At 52.9% G+C, this 23,962-nt stretch carries 19 protein-coding genes; 8 read left to right on the top strand and 11 right to left on the bottom strand.

The genetic code is table 11. The annotated features are described in order from the left end of the window. Nucleotides 1-98 precede the first annotated feature (98 nt). Nucleotides 99-1,694, top strand: coding sequence for a transposase (locus tag H627_RS18275; protein WP_027827239.1), 1,596 nt, complete (start codon nucleotides 99-101; stop codon nucleotides 1,692-1,694). A 97-nt stretch (nucleotides 1,695-1,791) separates the two neighbouring features. Here the strand turns inward: H627_RS18275 and queA are convergent, their stop codons facing one another. From queA to H627_RS0112365, 8 genes are all read right to left on the bottom strand, one after another. After that, nucleotides 1,792-2,868 carry a tRNA preQ1(34) S-adenosylmethionine ribosyltransferase-isomerase QueA gene (gene queA, locus H627_RS18270; protein WP_051225418.1) on the bottom strand — a complete coding sequence of 359 codons (1,077 nt, stop codon included), beginning with the start codon at nucleotides 2,866-2,868 and terminating at the stop codon, nucleotides 1,792-1,794. Continuing rightward, nucleotides 2,868-3,893, bottom strand: coding sequence for a Holliday junction branch migration DNA helicase RuvB (gene ruvB, locus H627_RS0112395; RefSeq protein ID WP_027829206.1), 1,026 nt, complete (start codon nucleotides 3,891-3,893; stop codon nucleotides 2,868-2,870). Before ruvB ends, queA begins: the two co-directional genes overlap by 1 nt. Before the next feature lie 24 nt (nucleotides 3,894-3,917). Beyond that, nucleotides 3,918-4,526: a Holliday junction branch migration protein RuvA gene (gene ruvA / locus H627_RS0112390; RefSeq protein WP_027829205.1), complete on the bottom strand. Its 609-nt coding sequence runs from the start codon at nucleotides 4,524-4,526 to the stop codon at nucleotides 3,918-3,920. A 54-nt stretch (nucleotides 4,527-4,580) separates the two neighbouring features. Continuing rightward, entirely contained in the window at nucleotides 4,581-6,554 is a 1,974-nt protein-coding gene (gene mutL / locus H627_RS0112385; RefSeq protein WP_027829204.1) for a DNA mismatch repair endonuclease MutL, read from the bottom strand. A gap of 26 nt (nucleotides 6,555-6,580) precedes the next feature. Next, entirely contained in the window at nucleotides 6,581-9,238 is a 2,658-nt protein-coding gene (gene mutS / locus H627_RS18265; protein ID WP_051225417.1) for a DNA mismatch repair protein MutS, read from the bottom strand. 564 nt (nucleotides 9,239-9,802) lie between these two features. Continuing rightward, on the bottom strand, nucleotides 9,803-11,437 hold the full coding sequence (groL, locus tag H627_RS0112375; RefSeq protein WP_027829203.1) for a chaperonin GroEL: 1,635 nt from the start codon (nucleotides 11,435-11,437) through the stop codon (nucleotides 9,803-9,805). 64 nt (nucleotides 11,438-11,501) lie between these two features. After that, nucleotides 11,502-11,786: a co-chaperone GroES gene (gene groES / locus H627_RS0112370; RefSeq protein ID WP_027829202.1), complete on the bottom strand. Its 285-nt coding sequence runs from the start codon at nucleotides 11,784-11,786 to the stop codon at nucleotides 11,502-11,504. 304 nt (nucleotides 11,787-12,090) lie between these two features. Continuing rightward, complete coding sequence (locus H627_RS0112365; RefSeq protein WP_027829201.1) at nucleotides 12,091-12,747, bottom strand: redox-sensing transcriptional repressor Rex; 657 nt, start codon at nucleotides 12,745-12,747, stop codon at nucleotides 12,091-12,093. 299 nt (nucleotides 12,748-13,046) lie between these two features. On the opposite strand from H627_RS0112365, the gene H627_RS0112360 reads away from it, so the two are divergent. Then, nucleotides 13,047-14,975 carry an ABC transporter ATP-binding protein gene (locus tag H627_RS0112360; RefSeq protein ID WP_027829200.1) on the top strand — a complete coding sequence of 643 codons (1,929 nt, stop codon included), beginning with the start codon at nucleotides 13,047-13,049 and terminating at the stop codon, nucleotides 14,973-14,975. 2 nt (nucleotides 14,976-14,977) lie between these two features. Here the strand turns inward: H627_RS0112360 and H627_RS0112355 are convergent, their stop codons facing one another. From H627_RS0112355 to H627_RS19420, 3 genes are read right to left on the bottom strand one after another with little or no spacing between them, the layout of a single operon-like run. Next, nucleotides 14,978-15,289: a hypothetical protein gene (locus tag H627_RS0112355; RefSeq protein ID WP_027829199.1), complete on the bottom strand. Its 312-nt coding sequence runs from the start codon at nucleotides 15,287-15,289 to the stop codon at nucleotides 14,978-14,980. A gap of 29 nt (nucleotides 15,290-15,318) precedes the next feature. Further along, nucleotides 15,319-15,873 carry a GNAT family N-acetyltransferase gene (locus tag H627_RS19425; RefSeq protein ID WP_051225416.1) on the bottom strand — a complete coding sequence of 185 codons (555 nt, stop codon included), beginning with the start codon at nucleotides 15,871-15,873 and terminating at the stop codon, nucleotides 15,319-15,321. Then, nucleotides 15,873-16,553, bottom strand: coding sequence for a hypothetical protein (locus tag H627_RS19420; protein WP_051225415.1), 681 nt, complete (start codon nucleotides 16,551-16,553; stop codon nucleotides 15,873-15,875). The genes H627_RS19425 and H627_RS19420 overlap by 1 nt, the downstream gene beginning before the upstream one ends. 95 nt (nucleotides 16,554-16,648) lie before the next feature. Between H627_RS19420 and H627_RS18250 the strand changes: the two genes are divergently transcribed. The 6 genes from H627_RS18250 (at nucleotide 16,649) to H627_RS0112315 (ending at nucleotide 23,946) form a co-directional block, all read left to right on the top strand. Continuing rightward, nucleotides 16,649-18,070, top strand: coding sequence for a glycerophosphodiester phosphodiesterase (locus tag H627_RS18250; protein ID WP_051225414.1), 1,422 nt, complete (start codon nucleotides 16,649-16,651; stop codon nucleotides 18,068-18,070). Between the two features lie 11 nt (nucleotides 18,071-18,081). Then, entirely contained in the window at nucleotides 18,082-18,429 is a 348-nt protein-coding gene (locus H627_RS0112335) for an ArsR/SmtB family transcription factor (protein ID WP_121499962.1), read from the top strand. Between the two features lie 31 nt (nucleotides 18,430-18,460). Further along, the gene (pepV, locus tag H627_RS0112330; RefSeq protein ID WP_035440950.1) at nucleotides 18,461-19,879 is read left to right on the top strand and encodes a dipeptidase PepV; all 1,419 of its coding nucleotides are present in this window, start codon (nucleotides 18,461-18,463) and stop codon (nucleotides 19,877-19,879) included. Between the two features lie 127 nt (nucleotides 19,880-20,006). Then, the gene (locus H627_RS18245; RefSeq protein WP_162143238.1) at nucleotides 20,007-22,937 is read left to right on the top strand and encodes a transglycosylase domain-containing protein; all 2,931 of its coding nucleotides are present in this window, start codon (nucleotides 20,007-20,009) and stop codon (nucleotides 22,935-22,937) included. After that, nucleotides 22,938-23,138, top strand: a complete 201-nt coding sequence (locus H627_RS20155) for a hypothetical protein (protein ID WP_152261015.1) — start codon at nucleotides 22,938-22,940, stop codon at nucleotides 23,136-23,138. A gap of 79 nt (nucleotides 23,139-23,217) precedes the next feature. Beyond that, complete coding sequence (locus tag H627_RS0112315) at nucleotides 23,218-23,946, top strand: helix-turn-helix domain-containing protein (RefSeq protein ID WP_027829195.1); 729 nt, start codon at nucleotides 23,218-23,220, stop codon at nucleotides 23,944-23,946. The last annotated feature ends 16 nt before the right edge of the window (nucleotides 23,947-23,962 follow it).

Here is a 23,962-nt window from a genome sequence, read left to right as displayed (position 1 = left end):
AATCTTGCCCCAGCTCTTTTTCTGAACTAAACACAGCACCGTTTTCGCGCTACCCTAATCAGTGACCAAACCAATAAAAAGGAGATCGAAATAGTACCATGCCACTTAAGTGTACCAGAAAATTAAGCCGTGTTTCACTGATATTCAAATTTACCGTTGCTCCATACAGTCTCGCCGATGTCATTGACCAATTCGTTGAAGCCATGCCGCATGTCCTGCTGACCCTTAATGAGCATAAATACGGCCGCCCGCGTTTCGCCACGGCGGCCCTTTTGAAGATCTATCTTTATGCGTATGCCAAACACCTGCCGGTCACTGGTCGTCAGCTTCATCAGCTGATCGCCGAGACCCCTTGTCTGCTCTGGTTTCTCAGTCCTGACCAGCGGGTCCCCAGCTATCGGGTTTTGGATCGTTTCCGTGTTGATCCGGCGATGGATCAGCTGATCGCCGATGCCCTGGACAAGTTTCACCAGCTGCTATTGGACCAGCACATCATTGATCGTCAGGCCGTCTTCATTGATGGGACTAAGATTGAAGCCGTTCCCCAGAAATATTCGTTTGTTTGGCGCAAGACCGTGACGAAGAGCAACCAGCGGCTGGTCGCCAATGGTCAGGCATTCTTAAAGAGTCTGCACTTGGTGCAGATCAATGCCCCGGCCGGCAAAGAAAACTTGGCGAAAGCATTGGCTATCGCCGCTAAACAGCTGCACCATGCCATTTGTCATCTGAACCGAGTGATTGCCCATGAAAAGACCGGTCGCGGCGGCTCGCCCAACAAACGCCGACGCCGGGCCTTAAAACATGATCTGCACGTCATTGAGACTAATTATCTGCCGCGCAAACGCCAGTATGACAAGTACTTCGGCGGCTTTGAACAACGCAACAGTCTGGCTAAGTTCGATTGCGATGCGACCTTCATGCGGCTCAAAGAGGACCCCATGAAGAACGGCCAACTGAAACCCGCGTATAATGTGCAGATTGCAACGGATAAGCAGTATATTTTAGCCGACTACGTCTGCCAGCGGCCGACCGACCAAAAGACGCTGATCCCGTTTCTTAAGCAGTCCCGCTGGATCTTTGCCCACGTGCACTATATCGCCGCAGATGCCGGCTATGGCAGTGAACAGAATTACGGTTATATCGCCGCCCAGAAGCATGTACCGCTGATTCCCTACACCATGTATGAAAAGGAAAAGACCCGCAAATATCGGCGCGATCCCAGCAAGTGCATGAACTGGCACTATAACGCTCAAGGTAATTACTACGTTGACAACCATGATGTTCAGTTCTGCTTCTGGCGTTTAGGGACTCGGACAGACCACCAGACCGGCTATACAAGACACTTTGCTTACTACCGGGCCCTGCCGGGTGAAACACCGGAAGCCTACTACTATGCCCACACGCAAACCGGTCGGTTGCGTCAGATTGGGGTCAACGCCACCTGGGAAAAGCAGAAGGCCGCAGAACAGCTGGCCTTAGGCATTGAACCTGGCCGTGGCGTCTACGCGCAGCGCAAGGACGAAGTGGAATCTGCTTTTGGCGTGATCAAACGCGAGCTGGGTTTTCGCCGTTTCCACGTGCGCTGGCTGCCGCACGTGAGACGAGAAACCGGGTTAGTGCTTCTGGCCTACGATCTCAGAAAGTACACCAAGTACCTGCAAAAACGGTATGAAAACCAACCAGCGACGGCATGAAAAGACCGAAGCTCGTCTTCAAATTGATGAAAACGAGCTTCGGTCTCAATGCCGGAATTGGGAGTTTTGGCCCAGTCCCTTTTTGCATTGCTCCGGATTAATCGTTTTCTTTCAACGGTTGCGGGTGCGGATTTTGACTATTGTAGATAAACATCGCGTCGCCGAAACTGAAGAAGCGGTATTTCTCTGCAACAGCATGCTGGTATGCATTGAGGATCATGTGCCGGCCGGTAAACGAAGCGACCAGCATGACCAGTGTGGACTTGGGCAGATGGAAGTTAGTGATGAAGGCATCCACGATTTTCCACTGGTAGCCCGGCTTAATGAAGATGTCTGTCCAGCCGGAGTCCGCCTTGATCGCACCGTTGAACTTCGTGCCAATAGATTCCAGCGTCCGAATCACGGTGGTGCCAGTGGCAATGATCCGCCCGCCATTGGCCCGGACGTCGTTCAAAGCCTGAGCCGCTTCCGGGGTCAGCCGATAGAACTCGGAGTGCATCTTGTGGTCCTCGACGTTTTCTTCTAGGACTGGCCGGAAAGTGCCCAACCCAATATGCAGGGTCAAGTAAACCAGCTTGACGCCCTTGTCTTGGACTTTCTGCAGCAATTCCTTAGTCCAGTGCAGTCCGGCAGTGGGCGCTGCTGCCGATCCGATCTCCTTGGCATACACCGTCTGATACATCTCCGGATCGTCCAACTTAGCCTTGATGTAAGGCGGCAGCGGAGTTTCACCCAGCTTGTCCAGGATCTCCATGAAAATCCCATCGTACTGGAAGCGGATCATGCGCACGCCTTCGTCCCGTTCTTCCGTAACCGTCGCCTTGAGCAGGCCGTCGCCAAAGTCGATCTGAGTACCGACATGAATCCGTTTCGCCGGCTTCATCAGCACTTCCCAGTCATCACCGCGGGTATTGTTCAGCAGCAGCACTTCCACATGGCCGCCAGTTTCCGGCTTGATGCCGTATAATCGGGCCGGCATGACCCGGGTATCGTTCATCACCACCGCATCGCCGGGATGGACATAATCGAGGATATCGTAGAAATGCTTGTCTGTTGTTTCGCCGGTGGCCGTATCGAGCACCAGCATCCGGGACGCATCCCGTTCGGGGAGCGGGGTCTGAGCAATCAATTCTTGGGGTAAATCATAGTCAAAATCTTCCGTTGTGAGCAAAATTACACTTCCAAATCCGCTTTATGTGTCGGGGGTGTCAAGCCCAAATGATGGTACGCCAACGGGGTGACGACCCGTCCGCGGGGGGTGCGCATCAATAACCCCCGCTGCATTAAGAATGGTTCATACATTTCGGCGACGGTCTGTTCCTCTTCGCCGACGTTGGCTGCAATGGTTTTTAAGCCCACGGGGCCGCCAGCATAATGGTCGATCATCAGGTGCAGGATCTTCCGGTCGAGGTTATCCAAGCCCATATCGTCAACTTGCAGCTGGGTCAGCGCAGATGCCGCGATCGCCTGGGTAATTTTACCATCCCCATTGACAGTCGCAAAGTCCCGTACCCGGCGCAGCAGCCGATTGGCGATCCGGGGGATACCCCGGGACCGGCGGGCAATCTCCCCCGCGCCCTGCTCGTCGATGGCCAGTCCAAAAATCTGGGCCGAGCGATCCACAATCTCAGTCAGTTCATCCGTACTGTAGTATGCCATGTGCATGCTAATGCCAAAGCGGTCCCGCAACGGCGCCGATAATAGACCAGCGCGGGTGGTCGCCCCCACCAGGGTAAACGGCGGCAGCGTAAAATGAATGGGATGAGCGGCCGGACCTTCACCAACGATAATATCGATATAGAAATCTTCCATCGCTGAATACAGGACTTCTTCCACTGGTTTGGGCAGCCGGTGGATTTCATCAATAAACAGGACGTCCCCTGGCTGCAGCTCATTGAGCTGGGCCACTAGATCGCCGCTCTTCTCGATGGCCGGTCCGCTGGTTTGGCGCAAGTGTACACCCATTTCATTGGCGATGATCGCCGCTAGCGTTGTCTTGCCCAGGCCGGGCGGGCCATACAGCAATACATGGTCCAAGGACTCTTCCCGGGACCGGGCCGCCTGAATAAAGACGGTCAATTGGTGTTTCAACGCATTTTGACCAATATAATCGGCCAGCCGCGTTGGCCGCAGCGTCATGTCGGCGCGATCTTCGTTATTATTGGCGTCCGCATCGACGATCCGTTCTGATTCTGCCAAGCTGCCGCTCTCCTCTCTGCTTGTTTAGGGCTGGGTCAATAATTTGAGACCGAGCCGAATATAATCGTCCGTTGAGTGTGCTTCTTCCTGCCGCAAAGCTTTGGCGATACGCACCACATCTTTATCGCTGTAACCCAGCGTGCGCAAGGCGGCCAAGGCATCGCGCAAGGCGGGCGAGTTATTAACGGCGTCCGGGTCAGCCACGGTCTTCACCGTCAGCGCCGGTTTGCCGGTGGGTGTCAAACGGTCGGCCAGTTGCAAAATGATCTGCTGCGCCGATTTCTTACCGATTCCCGGAAATTTAGTCAAATACTTCAGGTCATTTTCCTGAATGGCCTGGACTAACGCCGCCGCGTCGCCGGTGGCCAAGATGGCCAAGGCTGACTTCGGGCCAATGCCAGTGACACTGATCAAATGCTGGAACATCACCTTTTCATCCAGATCGGCAAAACCGTACAACGTGATACCGATGTTATCTCGGATGATTTGATCCACATAGACAGTGACATCTTTCGCCCCCACCGCGAACCGATAGGGATTTGGCACGATCACTTTGTAGCCGATACCTTGGACGGCCACCACGATGTAATCGGTGTGGACCGCGTCGATGGTCCCAGTTAGAAATTCATACACGCTGGTCGCCCCTTTTCTCTCTTATTATCTCATTCTAACACAAACGTGTGTGCGTTACGCGCCGGTCCACCCTTGATGTGAATCTTGAATCCGTTTGAACATCCGCTCCAAGTCCCGGTCGCTGTAATGGGTCATCGTCGGGCGGCCATGGGGGCAATTAAAGGGGTTTTCGCACTCCCGCAGATCATCCAGCAGCCGCTGAGCCTCTTGCCGACTGATATCCATCCCAGCCTTGATCGACGCCTTGCAGGCGATCAAGGCGGTGGCCTTGTTCAAGAATTTGGCAACACTGAGGGTATGGTCGGTTAAGAAATAATCCACCATTTCACGGATCATGGCCTCGACATCCTTGTCGGCAAACCAGGCGGGGTGAGAATGACCGATGAACGAATTGTCGCCGAACGGTTCCAGTTCAATGCCTACCTTGGCTAGTTCCGGCAAGTGCTGACTGATCTCCAAATAATCAGCCGCAGAATAGTCGAGAATCAGCGGAACCAGCAGGGTTTGCTGATCGGGTTGAAGATGGCCGACTTTTTCTCGATAGTATTCATAGTTGACCCGTTCCTGGGCGGCGTGCTGGTCCAGAATATAAAAGCCGTCCTCCCCCTCGGCCAGCAGATAGGTACGATGTACTTGGGCGAGATAATGCAGCTGCGGAAAACGCTTGGCTGGGGTGTTGGTATCGTCCACCAGGGCAGTTTGTTCCACGGTTTGCGGTTGGGACTGGGCCGAAAAGGCTAACGCAGGTGCATCGGTGGCCACCCGGGCGTCCCAAGCAGCCAATACCTGAGCATCGGTGCCGGCATCCTCGGGATGGAGGGCATTGGGCGCAATAAAGCGTCCGTTCGCGGCGACATGGGCCGCTGCCTCGGCAACCACTGGGACGGCGGGCTGTGCCGCTTGATTCGTTGGCTGACTGGTCTGGGGCTGATCTTGACTGCTGATAGTGTCCAGCTGGCTGGCCAAATCTGCCCACTGCTGCATCTGGGGCGTGGCTGGCCGACTGTGGGAATACAGATTATCCAGCGCATTGGGTACCAACCGCTGCTGGCCCAGCTCGGCGCCGACCAGTTTGGTAATCAGACTGGTCAGCTCGTTTTCTTTGCTTAACCGCACTTCCTGCTTGGTGGGATGAACGTTGACGTCCACCAGCAGCGGATCCATGTGCACGGCAATGACGGCGACCGGATAGCGGCCCACCATCAGTTTCGTGCCATACCCTTCGATCAAGGCTTTATTCAGCGCATAGTTCTTAATGTAGCGGCCGTTGATCAAGAGTGAAATGAAATTTCGCGACGCCCGGGTCACTTCCGGTTTAGCAATGTAGCCCTGGACCCGATAGTCCAGGGTGTCGCCCTTGATCGGCAGCAGCGCCTGGGCAACCGAGTTGCCGTAAATCGAGGCAATGGTCTGGCGCCAATCCTTGTTGCCGACAGTGGCAAACATCGTCTTCGTATCATTCACCAGAGTGAAGGCCACATCGGGATGCCCCAGGGCAATCTGATCCACGATATCCGCAATATGCGACAGTTCCGTCTGGACCGATTTCATGTACTTCAGCCGGGCTGGCGTATTGTAAAATAAGTCCCGCACGGTCAGGGTTGTCCCCTTAGGCTGGCTGGACTTCTCTTGTTTGACCAGATCGCCGCCTTCAACGACTGCAGTGTCCCCCAACCCATTTTGGGTGCTGGTGGTCATGGTGACCTTCGCGACGGCACCGATGGAGGCCAAAGCTTCACCGCGGAAGCCCAGGGTACCGATTTTAAACAAATCCGTGCCGGTCATGATCTTACTAGTGGCATGGCGGGCAAAGGCCAGCGGAATATCGTCGCTGGCAATGCCGTCGCCATTATCGCTGACGGTAATCAGGCTCATGCCGCCGTCTTTGACTCGAATCCGCACCTGGGTAGCATGGGCATCCAGGGCGTTTTCCACTAATTCCTTGACGACTGAGGCTGGGCGTTCGATTACTTCCCCGGCCGCAATTTGATTGCTGACCTGAGCGGACAATTCATGAATTTTTCCCATCAAGCGATTCTCCTTTCAATAAAGACTTATTTTTCAGCGGCAGCGGCCTTCTTCTTCGCCTCTCGGCGCAATTTCTGCTGCCAAGCATCGACCTGATTCATTAACTGAATCGGGGTGAGGTGGCCAATGTCGAGATCCTTCAGCGCATCCACAATAAATTGTTCTGTCGAATCCGTAAGGGCCACGGTTTGCGGCTGGAACAAGGCGAGCTGCTGATCACCGCCGGCTTCGGCGACGGCTGGTGCAGCCGCCGGTGCCGGCTTAGTTTCGGCGGCCGGCTCCGGCGGCGTCGGTACGACCCGCTTCTTGCCCTCCAGCTGCTGCAAGATCACGTCTGCGCGCTGCAAAACAGCATTGGGCAGTCCCGCTAATTTGGCGACATGAATCCCATACGACTTGTCCGCCGGCCCGGGTTCAACTTTGTGCAGGAACACCAGCTGACCATTTTCTTCCGCTGCCCCGACATGGACATTCTTCAGCTTGGGCAGCGTATCGGCCAGTTGGGTCAATTCATGATAATGGGTAGAAAACAGTGTCTTGGCGTGCACCCGATTATGAATATATTCAATAATCGCTTGGGCCAAAGCCATGCCATCATAGGTGGCCGTGCCTCGGCCGATTTCGTCGAACAGGATCAGGCTCCGGGGCGTCGCGTGGATCAAGGCATCATTGGCCTCCATCATTTCCACCATAAAGGTACTATTCCCCGACAGCAAATCATCCGCGGCACCAATCCGGGTGAAAATATGGTCGAATAAGGGCATCTGAGCCTGCTCAGCCGGCACATAACTGCCCACTTGGGCCATGATCACGGACAGGGCTAACTGGCGCATATACGTCGATTTACCGGACATGTTCGGCCCGGTGATCAACAGCACGTCGGTGTCTTGGTTCATCGTCACGGAGTTCGGTACATACTGGTTCGGACCGAGCACCTTTTCAACCACGGGATGGCGGCCGTTAACGATGTGCAGGTCCTGTTGATGTTCGACGAACGCCGGCCGGACATAATGGTACTGTTCCGCAATCACCGCGAACCCCTGAAGCACATCCAGCGCGGCCAACTGCGCAGCCAGCTGCTGAATGCGCGGAATTTCTTTCTGAATTTCTCCCCGGACCGTTGTGAACAGGGTGTACTCTAAGGCGGTGGAGTGCTCCTCGGCCTCTAACACCAGGCGTTCCTGATCCTTCAAGTCTGGGGTAATGAACCGCTCAGCGTTGGTCAGCGTTTGTTTCCGCTCGTACCGGCCAGCCGGCACCTTATCCAGATTAGCTCGGGTGATTTCGATATAGTAACCAAAGACTTTGTTATAGCCAATCTTCAGATTGTGAATGCCGGTGACTTTGCGTTCCTGAGCCTCCAAATTGGCGATCCAGCGCTTCGAATGGTGCATCGTATCCCGGTATTGATCCAGTTGATCGTTGTAGCCATCCCGAATAACGTTGCCCTCTGTGACAGAGATCGGCGGATCATCCACAATGGCCCGGCCAATCAACTCGGCAACTTCCGGCACGGGATCCATGGCTTTGACAAAGCTGGTAAAACTGTCACTGTGCAGCTGCTGCAACGTGGCCATGATTCCCGGCACTTGTTCCAAGGACGCCTTCAGTTGCAGCAGATCCCGGCCGTTGGCGCTGCCTAAAGCGATCCGGCCGGCTAGTCGTTCCAAGTCATAGACCTTGGTCAGCTGATCCTGCAAACTGCTCCGCTGAAAGTAATCATCCACTAAAGCGGCAACTTTATCTTGCCGGGCTTTGATCGTCTTGGCCGACAGCAGCGGCCGTTCCAGCCACTGCTTTAACAACCGGCCGCCCATGGCCGTACGGGTCTCATCCATCACCCAAAGCAGCGAGCCGCGTTTCTTGCCGTCTCGGCGCGCTGAAGTGAGCTCCAAGTTCACTTGGGCATCATGATCCATTTGCAGGAACTGACTGGGGGCATAGACAGTAGCCTTCTGTAAATGGGCCAAGGCCCGCTTCTGGGTCGCCAGCAAATATCCTACTAGCCGGGCCAGCACCTGTTTTTGTCCCGCGTTGGCGGCATCTTGCCGGACATAACTGACTTCGGCAGTGTTTTCTGGCAAATCCTGAGCCGATTGTAAAATATTCAGCGGCTTGAGCGCCTGAGCCAGATCATCCGGCAAGTCCGGCGGTACCACAACTTCTTTGGTTTGTAACGCCAGCATTTCGTTGCGGACATCATCGGTGCTGGCCAGCGTCGTCACCCACACTTCTCCGGTAGAAAGGTCGGTATAGGCAAAGTGATATTGCCCGCCCAGTTCGTCTACGGCCGTTAAAAAGTTATTGTCTTGGCGTTTGCCGGGACTATCCGGCATTTGTGTCCCCGGCGTCACCAGCTGAATCACAGCGCGTTTCACCATGCCCTTGGCTAACCGAGGATCTTCCATTTGCTCGCAAATAGCTACCTTGTAACCCTTGTCCACCAGAATATCGATGTAACTTTGCACCGCATGGTGCGGCACCCCGCACATCGGTACCGGGTCGGTCACGCTCTTATTACGTGAGGTGAGCGTCAGCTCCAGCATCTGCGATCCTTTGATGGCGTCATCATAAAACAGTTCATAAAAATCCCCGATTCGATAAAACAGGAAAGCATCGGGGTACTGATCCTTAATGGCGAAGTATTGCTGCATCATCGGCGTTTCTTTGGAATGATTAGCCATTACAAAACTCCTTTTTTGCTTCTCCGATTCGTTACAATGTACCGTATATGATAGCACAAAAAAGTGCCAGAGAGGGCGCAGGCCGACGGTTAGCGGCGTAGGCATAAGGACCCGGAAGCAGAAAACCCGCACTTAGGTTTTATGCTTCCTGGTCCTTATGCCCTAGCCGCTGTCGACCGGAGCCCGTTTAGCGGAGGCAGTTGCCGCTAGAGTTGTCCGTTTACGAAAGAAACACCAAAACGGACCAGGCCGTGAAAATCCGCTGCCTGGTCCGTCCGTTCATCACGTGGGCTGGATCTATGTTGATGGTGCCTTGGTGCGTCCTATGGTTAACTCTGCAAAGATATCCCGTGTTGCAAATCCTAGTCTCGCCAGCCCTACATTGACAGAATAGCATGGGTTATTTTTGCCGAGCGGGCAACATTTGCAAATTTAAGTTGTCGAATTTGCGCCGAACGGTATAGTTTCTGAAAACGAGCCATTACTGAATGCAAACGGAGCAGAAAACTGACCAAATCAGCTTTCTGCTCCGTTGTTTGAAGTATTAATCCGCTAAGCGGTTAATTACATCATACCGCCCATACCAGGTGCGCCAGCACCGGCACCAGCAGCCGGGTTATCACTCTTCGGTTCCGGAATGTCGCTGACCACAGCTTCAGTCGTCAACAGCAAAGCGGCAACAGAAGCGGCGTTTTGCAACGCAGAGCGAGTGACCTTAGTCGGGTCAATGATGCCAGCCTCGACCATGTTTTCCCACTTGTCGTCACGTGCGTTGTAACCGAACTCAGGCTTCTCGCCCTTCAGGCGTTCCACAATGACGGAGCCTTCCTTGCCGGCGTTCTTGGCAATCTGGCGAACCGGTTCCTCCAGAGCGCGCAGAACGATGTTAATCCCGGTTTGGACGTCGCCCTTTTCCTTCAGCGCAGCAACGGCCGGAATAACGTTGACCAGTGCCGTACCGCCGCCAGCGACGTAGCCTTCTTCAACGGCCGCGCGAGTGGCGTTCAAGGCATCTTCGATCCGGTACTTGCGTTCCTTCAATTCAGTTTCAGTCGCAGCACCAACGTTGATCACAGCTACCCCGCCAGCCAGCTTAGCCAGACGTTCTTGCAGCTTCTCGCGGTCGAAGTCAGATGTCGTATCGTCAATTTGCTTCTTGATTTGGCCGACCCGTTCTTCGATTGCATCCTTGTCGCCAGCACCTTCAACGATAGTCGTGTCATCCTTGGTAACTGTCACCTTGCCTGCTTGACCCAATTGGTCAATGGTCGTGTCCTTGAGTTCCAGACCCAGATCAGAAGAAATGACAGTGCCGCCAGTCAATACGGCAATATCTTGTAATTGTTCCTTGCGCCGATCGCCAAAGCCAGGAGCCTTAACGGCAACAACATTGAACGTGCCCCGAATCTTGTTCAATACCAAGGTCGGTAATGCTTCACCTTCAACATCGTCGGCAATGATCAGCAACGCCTTGCCCTGTTGAACGATTTGTTGCAATAACGGCAGAATGTCTTGAATGTTGGAAATCTTCTTGTCGGTAATCAAAATATATGGATTATCCAAGTCAGCTTCCATCTTGTCGTTATCGGTTACCATGTATTGGGACAGATAGCCGCGATCAAACTGCATCCCTTCAACGACCTTTAAGTCCGTTTCAATACCCTTGGACTCTTCGATCGTGATCGTGCCATCGTGACCCACTTTATCCATGGCGTCAGCGATCAGCTTGCCAATTTCTTCACTGGAGGAAGAAACGGCCCCAACAGATGCGATTTGTTCTTTGGTCTCGACCTTGTGGGAATTCTTATGCAACGCATCAACAGCAGCCTTCGTCGCCTGTTCGATCCCTGTGCGGATACCAACCGGGTTAGCACCGGCGGTCACGTTCTTCATCCCTTCACGGACAATGGCTTGTGCCAAAACCGTGGCCGTCGTGGTGCCGTCACCAGCGATATCGTTAGTCTTGGAAGCAACTTCCGAAACCAGCTTAGCCCCCATGTTTTCATAATGGTCTGGGAGTTCAATATCCTTGGCGATGGTCACCCCATCATTAGTGATTTCCGGTGAACCATAGGATTTTTCGAGAACAACATTGCGGCCCTTGGGTCCAAGAGTCGTCTTGACGGTGTCAGCTAATTTGTCGACACCCCGTAGCATTGCGGCGCGTGCATCTTCAGAGAACTTGATTTCTTTTGCCATTCGAACTTTCACCTCATAAATAGAATTGTGTTTTTACGTTCGTTGATCACAACAATGCAGAAGGTTATTCCACGATTGCCATGATGTCTTTTTCATGCAAAACCAAATACTTTTGATCGTCGTAACGTACTTCGGATCCTGCGTACTTGTCGAACAGGACCTTATCACCCTTGGCGACGCTAGGCTTGATGCGGTCGCCCTTATCATTCAGGGCGCCTTCGCCGACGGCGACGATTTCACCGGTTTGCGGCTTTTCCTTAGCATTGCTGGCCAGCACGATGCCGCCAACGGTTTGCTCTTCTTCTTCTTGGACCTTAACGATGACCCGATCACCTAATGGTTTTAACACGAAGAATCCCTCCTAAAAACAGTTGTTGTCACTTGTTAGTGCAGGTTTAGCACTCACTTGCATCAAGTGCTAATCACATGTTCTATAATATCATTTCCCAGGGGGAATGCAACCACTTTTCTGTAAAAATTTGCAGACTGAGGGGTGGAGTGCTAATTTATGGGTAAAAAAAAGACCGGGACTCGGCTGATTCCTCAGTGTGCTGCTGCCAGGCCAATGCTCCGCAAGCTGCGCATTGGCCCTAAGTACACCAAAGCCTGACAGTGTGATCCCGATCTCTATACGCTAAAAATCTCGTTTAATATTACTGCTTCGCTTCTTCTTTCGGCCGGTTGGAATAGTGGTCAATAAAGTAAATCAGGGTTTGTAATTCATTAACCAAATCGACGTTTTGAACGCGGACGGTGTCAGGGACGGAAATCCGCAACGGGGTGAAGTTGAGGATGCCGTGGACACCGGCTTTGGTCAGGCGGTCGGTAATATCTTGGGCGGCCTGGGTAGGTACGGTCAAGATCACGATGTCGATCTGCTGATCTTTCAACTGGGTCTCAAGTTCATCCATAGGATAAATCGGTACCCCGCTTTGAATCGTACCGGTGATATCCGGATTGACATCGAAAGCGGCGGAGATACGCACGGAATTAGTCTGCCGGAAGTTATAATTAAGTAAAGCGTGGCCTAAATTGCCCACACCAATCAAAGCGACATTGGTCAGATGATCCTGATTCAATGTCTTAGCAAAGAATGCCAGCAACGAATCGACGTCATAGCCGTAGCCCCGTTTGCCCAATGCGCCAAAATAGGAAAAATCTCGGCGAATGGTCGCTGAGTCAACTTTCACCGCTTCGGACAATTCAGTGGAACTCACTTTCTCTTTGCCGGCGTTATGTAAAAAGTTGAGATAGCGATAGTATAACGGTAGACGTTTGGCAGTTGCCTTAGGAATTTTGAAATCTGCCATAAAAGGCCCTCCTTAATAATTGAGTGCGCACCTGTTCACAGATGCTGCCGCTCGGTTCTAATGGCGAAAAACATCGTCATTGGATAATGAATGTTCGTGTTTTGGTGGGAAAAGTGCAATTCCCACGACTAACCTTCATTTCGTACGCTAATGATACTTGTAATTTGCACAAAAAGCAAACAAATCACAAGACAAAGTGTCCATTGTTGTGCCCATCGTTATCCAGTAAAATGGTTAGTGAAAATAAACCGTTCTCGCAAATTAAAAATGAACGTTACTTAGAAAGGTGTTTTTAACCCGTGATCCTTTTACAAGCGCAGCATATTACTAAAGAATTTAACGCCGTACCGGTGTTTACCAACGCCAACCTGATCGTTCAAGATCACGACCGAATCGGCTTAGTCGGGCCCAATGGTGTCGGCAAGTCCACTTTAATCAAGACAATCATCGGCGACGAAGCCGCTGACGGCGGGCAGATCAGCTTCGCCAATGACTTGACTTGGGGGTATCTGGCGCAGGATTCCGGCCTCGATACGAACCGAACGATTTATGCCGAAATGCTGACGGTGTTCAGCGACCTGCAAAAAATGGCGGCGCAAATCCATTCATTGGAACATCAAATGGGTGCTGATCCGACCAACCATGACTTGTTGTCCGCTTACGATCAGTTGAGCCACACGTTTACTGAGAAGAATGGCTACGGTTACGAAGCTGAAATCCGCTCGGTCTTGACCGGCTTCAAATTCGGTAGCGACGTTTGGGACAAGCCCATCGCCACTCTTTCGGGGGGCGAAAAATCCCGATTGGCGCTAGCTAAACTGTTGCTGGAAAAGCGTCAGCTGTTGATTCTGGACGAGCCGACCAACCATCTGGATATTGATACCTTAACTTGGCTGGAAGGATATTTGCGCAACTATCCCGGCGCGCTGCTTCTGGTCTCTCATGATCAGTATTTCCTGGATAAACTGACTACCCAAATCGTCGAATTACGCGCTGACGGAACCACCACCTACACCGGCAACTATTCCAAATACTTAGTCGAACGGGAAGCCCGGTCGGAACAGGCCTGGAAAGCCTATGAGCACCAGCAGGCAGAGATTGCCAAGTTGGAAGACTACATTCAAAAGAACATCGTCCGAGCCTCCACGACCAAAATGGCCCAGTCGCGGCGAAAAAAATTAGAAAAAATGGTGCGGCTGCCCAAACCTGTGGGTGAAGAGAAAACGATCCATTTCCAATTTACCCCGGACCGGACCAGCGGCAATGATGTCCTCCGCGTCAAGGACGCCACAGTGGGCTATGACGCCGCCCACCCCATGGCTGGCCCGATCAATGTCAATGTGGACAAGGGCGACCGAGTGGGCATTATCGGGGCCAACGGTGTCGGCAAGTCTACCCTGCTCAAAAGTATTCTAGGAAAAATTCCCTTTCTGAAGGGCGAGGTGCTCTTCGGTGCCGGTGTGACGGTTGGCTACTACGATCAGGAGCAAATGATTCTGCATGCCGAGAAGACCGTCTTGAATGAGGTCTGGGACGACCACCCCACCATGCCGGAAAAAGATGTACGCTCAATTCTGGGCAGTTTTCTCTTTCGGGGTGACGATGTATTGAAATATGTCGCTGATCTTTCCGGGGGCGAAAAAGCCCGGCTCAGCTTGGTCAAATTGGCGCTGGACCACGACAATTTCCTGATCCTGGATGAGCCGACCAACCACTTGGATATTGAATCCAAAGAAGTGTTGGAAAACGCCTTGCAAGACTTCGCCGGCACGATTCTGTTTGTTTCCCATGACCGGTATTTCATTAACGCATTGGCTAACCACACTTATGTCATCACCCCCGCGGGATCGACTCATTATCTCGGTAATTACGACTATTACCTGGCCAAAAAAGCGGAGGAAGATGCTTTGGCAGCGGAGAACGCCCAACAAACGGATCAGCCGACCGCCCCGGACAAGAGCGAAACGCAGCAATCCTTCGAAGAAACCAAAGCGGCGCAACGGGAACAACGACGGCTGGAGCGAGAAGTTGCCCAGCTGGAAAAAGAAATCGACCATCTCAGCCACCAGGAAACCGAGGTACAAGAGGCCATGGCCGCCCCGGATGTCTTGCAAGACTACAAAAAAATGCAGGAGCTGCAAGCACAGCTCACTGCATTGGAGACTAAACGGCACCACGCGGAAAATGAGTGGGCAGAAAAGCTGACTGCCCTGGATGACAACGCGTAATCTCAGCCCACGTGGTTGGTCTTGAGAATTTCCTCGTAGGCATCGTGGATCGGCCCGGCCGGTTTATCCCACTCCACCCATTTGGTAAAGTTTTCCGGCGGCATTTCGTACGTCTCGTTGATATATTTCTCATAGGCTTGCACGGCCTTAGTATGGGCGATATTCAACTGGACGATGCGCACTTCTTTGATCATCCCGCGAATAGCGGCCAGTTCCGCACGGCCATTCATGAACATATCACTCACTTCAAAATACTGAGACCCGTCCAACCGGGTGATCTGTTCAATCAGATCCAGGGTTTGGTAACGGGTCATTGCTTTATCTGGCACATTATCCCTGCTTTCTACTTATCCAGTGCACGCACTTTGCTGCACATGACGAGATCATACACGGTATCGCCGATGCGGGTAAACTGACGCAGCGTACCCTCCGTTGTGAATCCATTATGCCGCAAGACCGCTAAAGAAGCCGTGTTGGCCGGCAGCACGCCCGCTCCGACGCGGTTCAAATCCAGGGCCTGCCAAGCTTGATCAACCATCGCTGCCACCAGTGCACTGCCCCACCCGCGATGCTGATAGGCTGGCAAGATCTCGTAGCCAATTTCAACCCGGGAATCTGCCCGGTCAATATCGTTGAAGCCGCAAATGCCGATCACGGTCTGCCCGTGCCGCACCGTATACCGGGCAGCACTGCCGGTCTGGGCATTGCCGATATAGTACGCCAACATGGTCCGCACATCGTTCACATTGGCCGGCGGGGTCATGCCCAATTGATGCGCCACGGCCGGGTCCCGCCATTGGGGATAAAACAAATCAGCCTCGACCGGCACAGTGAGTGCAAACATCAGTTGCTGATCCGCGCTGTGCCACTGGTCCGGCAATGGGTCAAAAACATCCATCATTTTTCCTCCGTTGTCCAACCCGTGTCGAGTTTGGCTAACCGCTTAGCATTTTGCAGCACGTCATTCGTCGGCGGGCGGTGTTTCAATGAATTCGGAATTACCATAGCCATGGTCGTGGCATTAACCGGATTAATAAAGCCAATCGTCTTGTACTGATCATCCTTCAGCGTATACCGATACCCCCGCAAATACGGCGCCGCCACATTACGTTTTTCTACCGGGCCAATATAATTGATGGGTGAATAAATGTCGCCGACATAGAAATAATAACTGCCATCGGCATCCCCTGCATAGCGCACCTTCTGGGTCACCGCATGCCGGCTGTACATGGGCAGTTGGCGCATATCATCGTCGTTGCGGACCATCGCATAAATGCCGGTCAATGCGCCGCTGGTGGCCTGATAGCCAAAAAATGTCGGATCCTCCACTCGGGCGCGGGGCGTCACGTGGCCAAAATCTTTCATATAAGCCTGGGTTGACGGCTGGTAGAGAAAAATAAAGGATACCCCCACGGTAAGCAGACCCAAAATGGCGGCACCGATGCCCCACGGGCGGGCCCGCCCCTTGTGGAAATACGCCAGCAGGCCGCCGGTAAACAGTAGCAGACCGCCCACCAGACCCGCCGGCAGCCAGATGTTGACAAATCTTTCCGCGAACACCCATGTATCGTAATTCAATGCCTTCAACTCCATTCTAGGCGCGCTGTTCCGCCCTATTCGTCAATTTATGATACACTAAATGACAGCAATTCGCGAAGAAAGGAGACAGCGGGATGGTCAAAAAAATGTCCATCGCGGCGCTGTTATTGGGGATTTACCTGATCAGCGCTGGTTTTTTAGTGGTCGGCCACCGAGGCGATCCCTTGAATGCCCCGGAAGAAACCTTCCAAAGTTTTGACTCAGCCTTCAATCACGGCGCCAATTACGTCGAATTGGATGTCCATGTCAGTCAAGACAACGTGCTGGTCGTCAGTCATGACCGGGATCTTTACCGGGTCACCAATACCCACGCCATTGTCTCGCAGCAGCCATTCGCCGCTTTGCAAAAACTGCATCAAGCCAATGGTGAACCAATTCATAGTTTAGGGGAAGTGTTTGCCCATTACCAAAACAACCCTAACGCCAAGTTTCTGGTAGAAACCAAAAAGACGGCTAAAGGCAATCCGAAAAACATGGAGGCGCTGCTGGTCGCTTTGATCAAGCAATACCATATGGAAAATCGGGTGATGGTCCACAGCTTTTCATTCGAAAGCCTAGAAGAAATGAAAAAGCTGATGCCCAGCATTCCCCGGATTTTCATTGCCGGATCATTGGGCCGGTTAAATTTTGAACGGTTTACCGTAACCACAGGCGTCAATATTTCGTCTGAGATCACTACCCCAGATCTGGTCAAACAGCTCCACTATATCGGCCAGAAAGTCTTTGTCTGGGATGAAATGACAGAGAAACAGCAGCAATGGAATTCCGTCGTCAACCTGCCCATTGATGGCGTCGTCACCAACTACCCGGAAGTCGGCCATGAGTATCAGGTCCTCAAGGGCAAGTCCAGTGTGCGCAGCACGGATCAAGACGTGGCAGTGGTCAGCGACAAACCGCTCACAACCTATGAGAATCCCTACCTGCGGGTGCAAAATCAAACACTGGCGAAGCCTGGTGTGGCTTACCACGCCAGCCAATACGTGGCCATGGAAGGCCGCGCCTATTACCAAATCGGCGCGAATACATTCGTTGATGCCGATTACGTGAATCCTGAGACGCTCTGTCCGACCCTGGTCCCCTATGTTGGTGCCCGGGTCCAATTGCGTGCCACGGTCGCCGCAAGTTCCGCATACACGTCGCCCACCCATCCGCAGGCAGTAACCGGTACTTTGCAGCCGCACAAGCAATACCGAATCCAAGCCATTAAAGTCGTCAACAGCAGCACATGGGTGAAAACAGCGGCTGGTTGGGTGAATACAGCAAAACTGCTGCTGCATCTGCCGGCGGCCGCCCCCACTCAACTGGCCGGACCGCTGGATACGTTTTTCCAGGAACCGGCAAAAGATCGCATTGCCCTGCTGGATCTGAACGCGCTGGTCCCCGGCAGTCAGATGATCAAGCCGGCTAAACCCGCCAGCTCCGCGAGCCGCTTAGCCGCGTGGAATCCCCAATATTTAACTTACCTCGCCGCCAGGAATACGGCGAAAAAGGAGTGACTGTGATGTCTATGGAAGATCCAAGTCAAATTGATCACATTGGGCTTGTCGCTGAAGTCAAGGATAAGCTCCCGGCGGAGGACACGATTGCGGCCATGACCGGGATGCTCAAAATGTTTTCCGATGGGACCCGGGCCAAGATTCTTTTTGCCCTCTATGAATCTGAATTGCGGGTTTACGACATCGCGGATATTTTGGAGATGTCCCAGTCCTCTGTTTCTCATCAATTACGCTTACTTAAACAGGCTAAGCTGGTTAAAAGCCGAAAAGAGGGCAAAGAAGTGTATTATTCTTTGGCCGATGACCATGTCATCACGATTTTCTCCCAGATCCTGGCCCATGCGTCTGAAAAAAACTAATTTGTATTCAATTATGTGAGGAGTGCAATCTATGTCAAAAATTGATTGGCAAGCAGAGGTTACGAAGCGCCAAGACGCTATTCTGGCCGACTTGCAAACTTTATTGAAGATTAAATCGGAGCGGGACACCGCCCATAAAACACCGGATAAGCCGCTGGGTCCAGGTCCGGCCAAAGCATTAGATGCGATGCTGACGATTGGCCGACGGGACGGTTTCACGACAAAAAATGTGGATAACGTCGCCGGCCGCATCGCTTACGGCAGCGGCAATGAGATCCTCGGCATCTTTGGCCATCTGGACGTCGTCCCCGCTGGGGATGACTGGGCTACTGATCCGTATCAACCCGTGATCAAAGACGGCCGCATCTACGCCCGAGGCACCGCGGACGATAAAGGGCCGGCCATTGCAGCGTATTACGGTTTGAAAATCGTCAAAGAACTCGGCCTGCCGGTGCACAAACAGATTCACTACATCTTTGGTACCGACGAAGAAAGCGAATGGGTCGGTATTCACCGGTATATGGAAACTGAACCGGCACCAGACTTCGGTTTCTCTCCCGACGCTGAATTCCCCATCATTAATGGTGAAAAAGGGATCGCAGACTTCACCATTAATGTGCTGCCGCCTAAGACGCCTCAACACGGCGACTATACGCTGACATCCTTCCAAGCCGGTCTGCGCACGAATATGGTTCCTGGCCGCGCCCAAGCTGTCGTCAGCGGCGCCAATCCAGGTGAATTGCAGCAGCATTTCGATTCTTTCCTTGCCTCACACCCGGTCGACGGGACCATTACTGGCACCGGCGATAACCAGCTTACGCTGACCGTAACCGGTAAAGTCGCCCACGCCTCGACTCCCGATCAAGGCATCAATGCGGCGGTCTACTTGGCCCAATTCTTAAACAGCCAACCCTTGGCCGGCCGGGGGGCCGCTTATGTCAAAGTCATTGCCGATTACCTGGCCAACGATTTCGATGGGACCAAGCTGGGCATCGCGCACCATGACACATTGATGGGCGACCTGAGTGCCAGTGCCGATTTGTTTTTATTCGACGCGGCCAAACAGGAAGCAATGGTCACCGTTAATGTACGCTATCCCCAGGGCACCACGGACAAGCGAATGAATCAGCAGATTGTCGACACGATTGGGGCTGATGTCGTCACCAGCACGATTGTCGGCGATCCAGAAGTACCCCATTATGTCAGCGGCGACGACCCGCTGGTCCAGACATTGTTACAGGTCTATACCGACCATACCGGTCAGCCGGGACATGAACAAATTATCGGCGGCGGCACTTATGGCCGCATCATTCCCCGGGGCGTGGCTTTCGGGGCGGAGCTCCCCGATACCGAGAGCGTCATGCATCAGGCGAATGAGTACATGCCCTTAGCTGAATTATGGTTGGCGACGGCCATTTATGCAGATGCCATTTATCGCCTAGCCCAATAGCTATTTTTGGACACAACCACGTGCAGTTGAAGCGCGTCTTAACGCGTTTGTAACGTGGTTGTGTTTTTCTTGTCCAAACGGTTACGGTATAATGCTGTCGTGTAACTTTTTAAGGTGGTGCAATTTTTTGAATCGAATTCGACAGTGGTGGGACCAACTACGCTCCGGTATGAGTCGCCGGTTTAACACTTGGCAGCAAACCCGGCAGGCAGCTGAGGAGACCGTCGTGGACGGCCGCGATACCCCCTTTGCCGCGTGGTTGCGCACCCATACGTCAGCACGCTGGGCGATGGCCTGGAAGACCATTTCTTTCTGGTTTAATGTGGTCATGGCTACGCTGCGCCTGGTTCTGCTCCGGGCAATCGCAGTGCTCGTGGTCGCAGCGGGTCTGGCTTTGGGCATTGGCCTGGGTTACTTTGGCGCGCTCGTGCAGACCGTCAAAGTGCCGACCCAGACAGCGTTGGCCAAGCAAATCAATACGACTGAACAATCTTCACTGCTCTACTACGCGAACAACGTGAAGATGATGAACTTCAATACAGACCTGCGCCGAACGCCGGTTAAGTCCAGCGAGATTTCCCCCTGGCTGAAAAAGGCCATCGTGGCGACCGAAGACGAGAACTTTTATGTCCATTCCGGTGTGGTCCCGAAGGCTTTGATTCGGGCAGCTGCCGGTGATATCACCGGCATCGGCGGTCAAACCGGGGGGTCGACTCTGACCCAGCAGCTGGTCAAAATGCAACTGCTTTCCTCAGAAACGACCTTCAAGCGGAAGGCCAGCGAGATATTACTGGCCACCCGAATCGACAAATTCTTCAGTAAGGATCAAATTTTACAAGCTTATTTGAACGCGGCCACCTTTGGGCGTAATAACAAAGGCGAAAATATTGCCGGCGTTGAAGAAGCAGCCATGGGCTTGTTTGGCAAGCATGCGAATAACTTGAGTATCGCTCAAGCGGCTTACATTGCCGGAATGCCCCAGAGTCCGTCAATTTACACACCCTATACGCAAACTGGGGCGCTGCGCAAAAACTTAAGTGATGGGTTTGACCGTAAAAACACTGTTCTTTTCCGGATGTATCGGGCGGGCGTGCTCACTGAGCAGCAGTATCAAACGGCCCGCAAAGAGGATTTGAAAAAAGAACTGCTCCCCCAGGGCACTTCAGAACGGACAGATGAGAAGCTCGGCTATATGTATGATTTGCTTTCTGATCAGGCCACTTACTATTTAGCCGAATACTTGGCGAAGAGCGACCATCAAAACTGGACGAAAGTTCGGGCCAACAAGGCACTGTACGGTGAATACCGGCAACGGGCCTTGACCCTGCTGACGACCAAGAACTATCAGATCCACTCCACGATCAACAAGTCAGTTTACGGAACAATGCAGAATGCTATTCAATCCTACGGTGATTATTTGGGCACGACTCATACCTATACCGTACTGAACCAAGAGACTGGTAAAGAAGAAACAGTCACTGAACCCGTCCAAAATGGGATGATCCTGCTGAACAACCAAACCGGCGCTGTCCTCGGCTTCATTGGCGGCCGGGATTATGATCAGAACCAAAGCAACCACGCGTTTTACACATACCGGTCGCCGGGGTCGTCGATCAAGCCCTATCTGGTCTACGGACCGGCAGTGGATCAAAAGCTGATCGGTACCGAGTCGCAAATTGCGGACTTCGAGGTCAATTATAACGGCTATTCCCCTTCCGACTATGGTTCCACGATCCAGAACCGGTTCATCAGCGCCAAGGAAGCTTTGGCCAAGTCCTACAACATTCCGGCGGTGAATCTGTATAAGGAACTGCGGACGAAGACCAATCCGAAGACATACATGGACAAGATGGGCATTTCCCTGAGCAGCACGGAACTTTCCCGGCTCGGCATTGCCCTGGGCGGAACCGATAACGGGATCAGTGTTCAACAAGAAGCCAGTGCGTTTTCGACTTTTGCTAACCAAGGCCAATACACTGATTCTTATGTGATTGATAAAATCGTAGCCCCTTCTGGCGAAGTCATTTATCAGCATAAGAGTGAAAAAACGCAGCCCTTCTCCGCGGCAACGGCTTACATTATGCGTGACATGCTGCGGAACGTGATCACGGAAGGCACAGCCGCATCACTCAGTTATCAGTTGAACTTCGACACCGATTCGCTCTACGGGAAAACCGGAACGTCCAATGATAATAAAGATGTGTGGTTTGTCGGTTCCACCCCGGGCATCACCATGGCTTCTTGGATTGGTTATGACAACTTCTGGGGACATGCTTACAATCTGACGGATGCCGGCACGAATATCAACCAGGCACTCTGGGCCCGGGTGGCCAATGAGGTTTACAAGGTTGATCCCGAGGCCTTCCAGTTGAACAAGACCTTCTCTCGGCCAGACACCGTTAAATCAATCAGTGTGTTGGAGAAAACTGGCCTGCCAGCGGGCACGATTACCTATAAAGGTAAATCTACTGACGTCACCGGTACCCGTACGACCAGCCTATTCAACGACTTTACCCCAAGCAGTACCCGCTTTGAATTCGGTATCGGCGGGACCACTAAAAATTACAATCTCTTCTGGGCAAACTTCTTCGGGGCAAAGAACGGTTATGGCACAGTCACGAAGTACACAGGTAAAACGATCCGCGATCCCAATGACAAAGTCGGCGACGTCAGCGATTACGACGCCACGGATGAAAGCGGGAGCGAAACCAGCAGTAATGCGGGCAGCGCCTGGCAGGGCAGCACGGGCCAAGGCACCGGCGCCAATACTGGTCAGGCCGGGACGAATGCTGGTCAGGGTGAAAATACGGGTCAGAGCGGACAAACCGGTCAGACCGGCCAGGGCAATACCGGCAGCGGGACAACGACCAATCCGGATCAGGGTACTGGTCAGGGTGGTACCAGTCAAGGCGGTACGAATACCGGTCAGGGTGAGAACACGGGCCAGGGTGGCACCAATACGGGTCAAAATGAAGGCAATACGGGCCAAGGCGGCGGGACGACTGGTGGAAACACTGGGCAGACCGGCGGCCAGGGTCAGGGTAATGCTGGCCAATAAGTGAAGAAAGAGCAGCGTATCTCAATGATGGCGCTGCTCTTTTTGTGCAGGTCCGAAACGGGGTGCTCTTCTCCTCCTGCCGTGCCAATGCTCCGCAAGCTGCGGCGGATGGGGCTGGCGACGCGCAGCAAGTGCGAAGCCGAAGGCGTAGCTAGCCATGACGGCGTTTTGAGCCCGCTGCGCGGTCTCAAAATCGCCTAACAACATCGGCGGGGGTATACTCCTTCTAGGGTAGACAGGTAAATAATTAAAGCCTGTTTGCTTAGGAAGGAGTTTTCTTATGGGCCGAAGAGGTTCACGTTACACGCTGGAGGAGAAGCTCTTCTACATTGGTCTTGTTGAGGGAGGGATGGCTGCTGGAGCAGTCCAAAAGAAGTATGGCATCGGTCATAATCAGATCACCCAGTGGGTTGAAAGGTATGAAGCGGAGGGGGAAGCGGGTCTAAAGCCCAGAGATTCTCATACGCGCTACACAGAAGAGTTCAAGCTAGAAGTGATCGGTGCCTTTCTCGAAAGAAAAGTCTCATCCCCTGCTCTTGCACGACAGTACGGCATTCCTAACCATGGTGTGATCTATCAGTGGGTTTCCCTGTATACTAGTGGTAAATCTTTAGCCACCACTAACAGGAGGGGTACACCCGTGAAAGACGGTCGGGACACAAGTCAAGCTGAACGTATTGAGATAGCCGAATGGACGATTGCCAACAATAAGAATTACATTGAAGCCACCAAACGCTTCAAGGTCTCTTATGGTCAGGTTTATTCGTGGGTCAAAAAATATGTACAAGGCGGACCGGACGCGCTGCTTGATCGCCGCGGTAAAGACAAGGAAGACAACGGACAGCTGACTGAAATGGAGAAGAAGGACCTAGAGATCAAACGGCTCAAGGCCCGTCTTAAATACGTCTCAACGGAGGCCGCCATATTAAAAAAACTCCAGGAAATCGAAAGGATGGATGCCCAGCAGAAGAAAAATATCGTACCGTGGAGGCGCTCGCCAAAGAAGTAAATCTCGATACTAAGCA

The sequence above is a fragment of the Schleiferilactobacillus harbinensis DSM 16991 genome (assembly GCF_000425885.1).
Taxonomy (GTDB): Bacteria; Bacillota; Bacilli; order Lactobacillales; family Lactobacillaceae; genus Schleiferilactobacillus; species Schleiferilactobacillus harbinensis.
The sequence above is the reverse complement of the archived record's forward strand: the minus strand, read 5'-3'. Positions and strand labels throughout refer to the sequence as shown.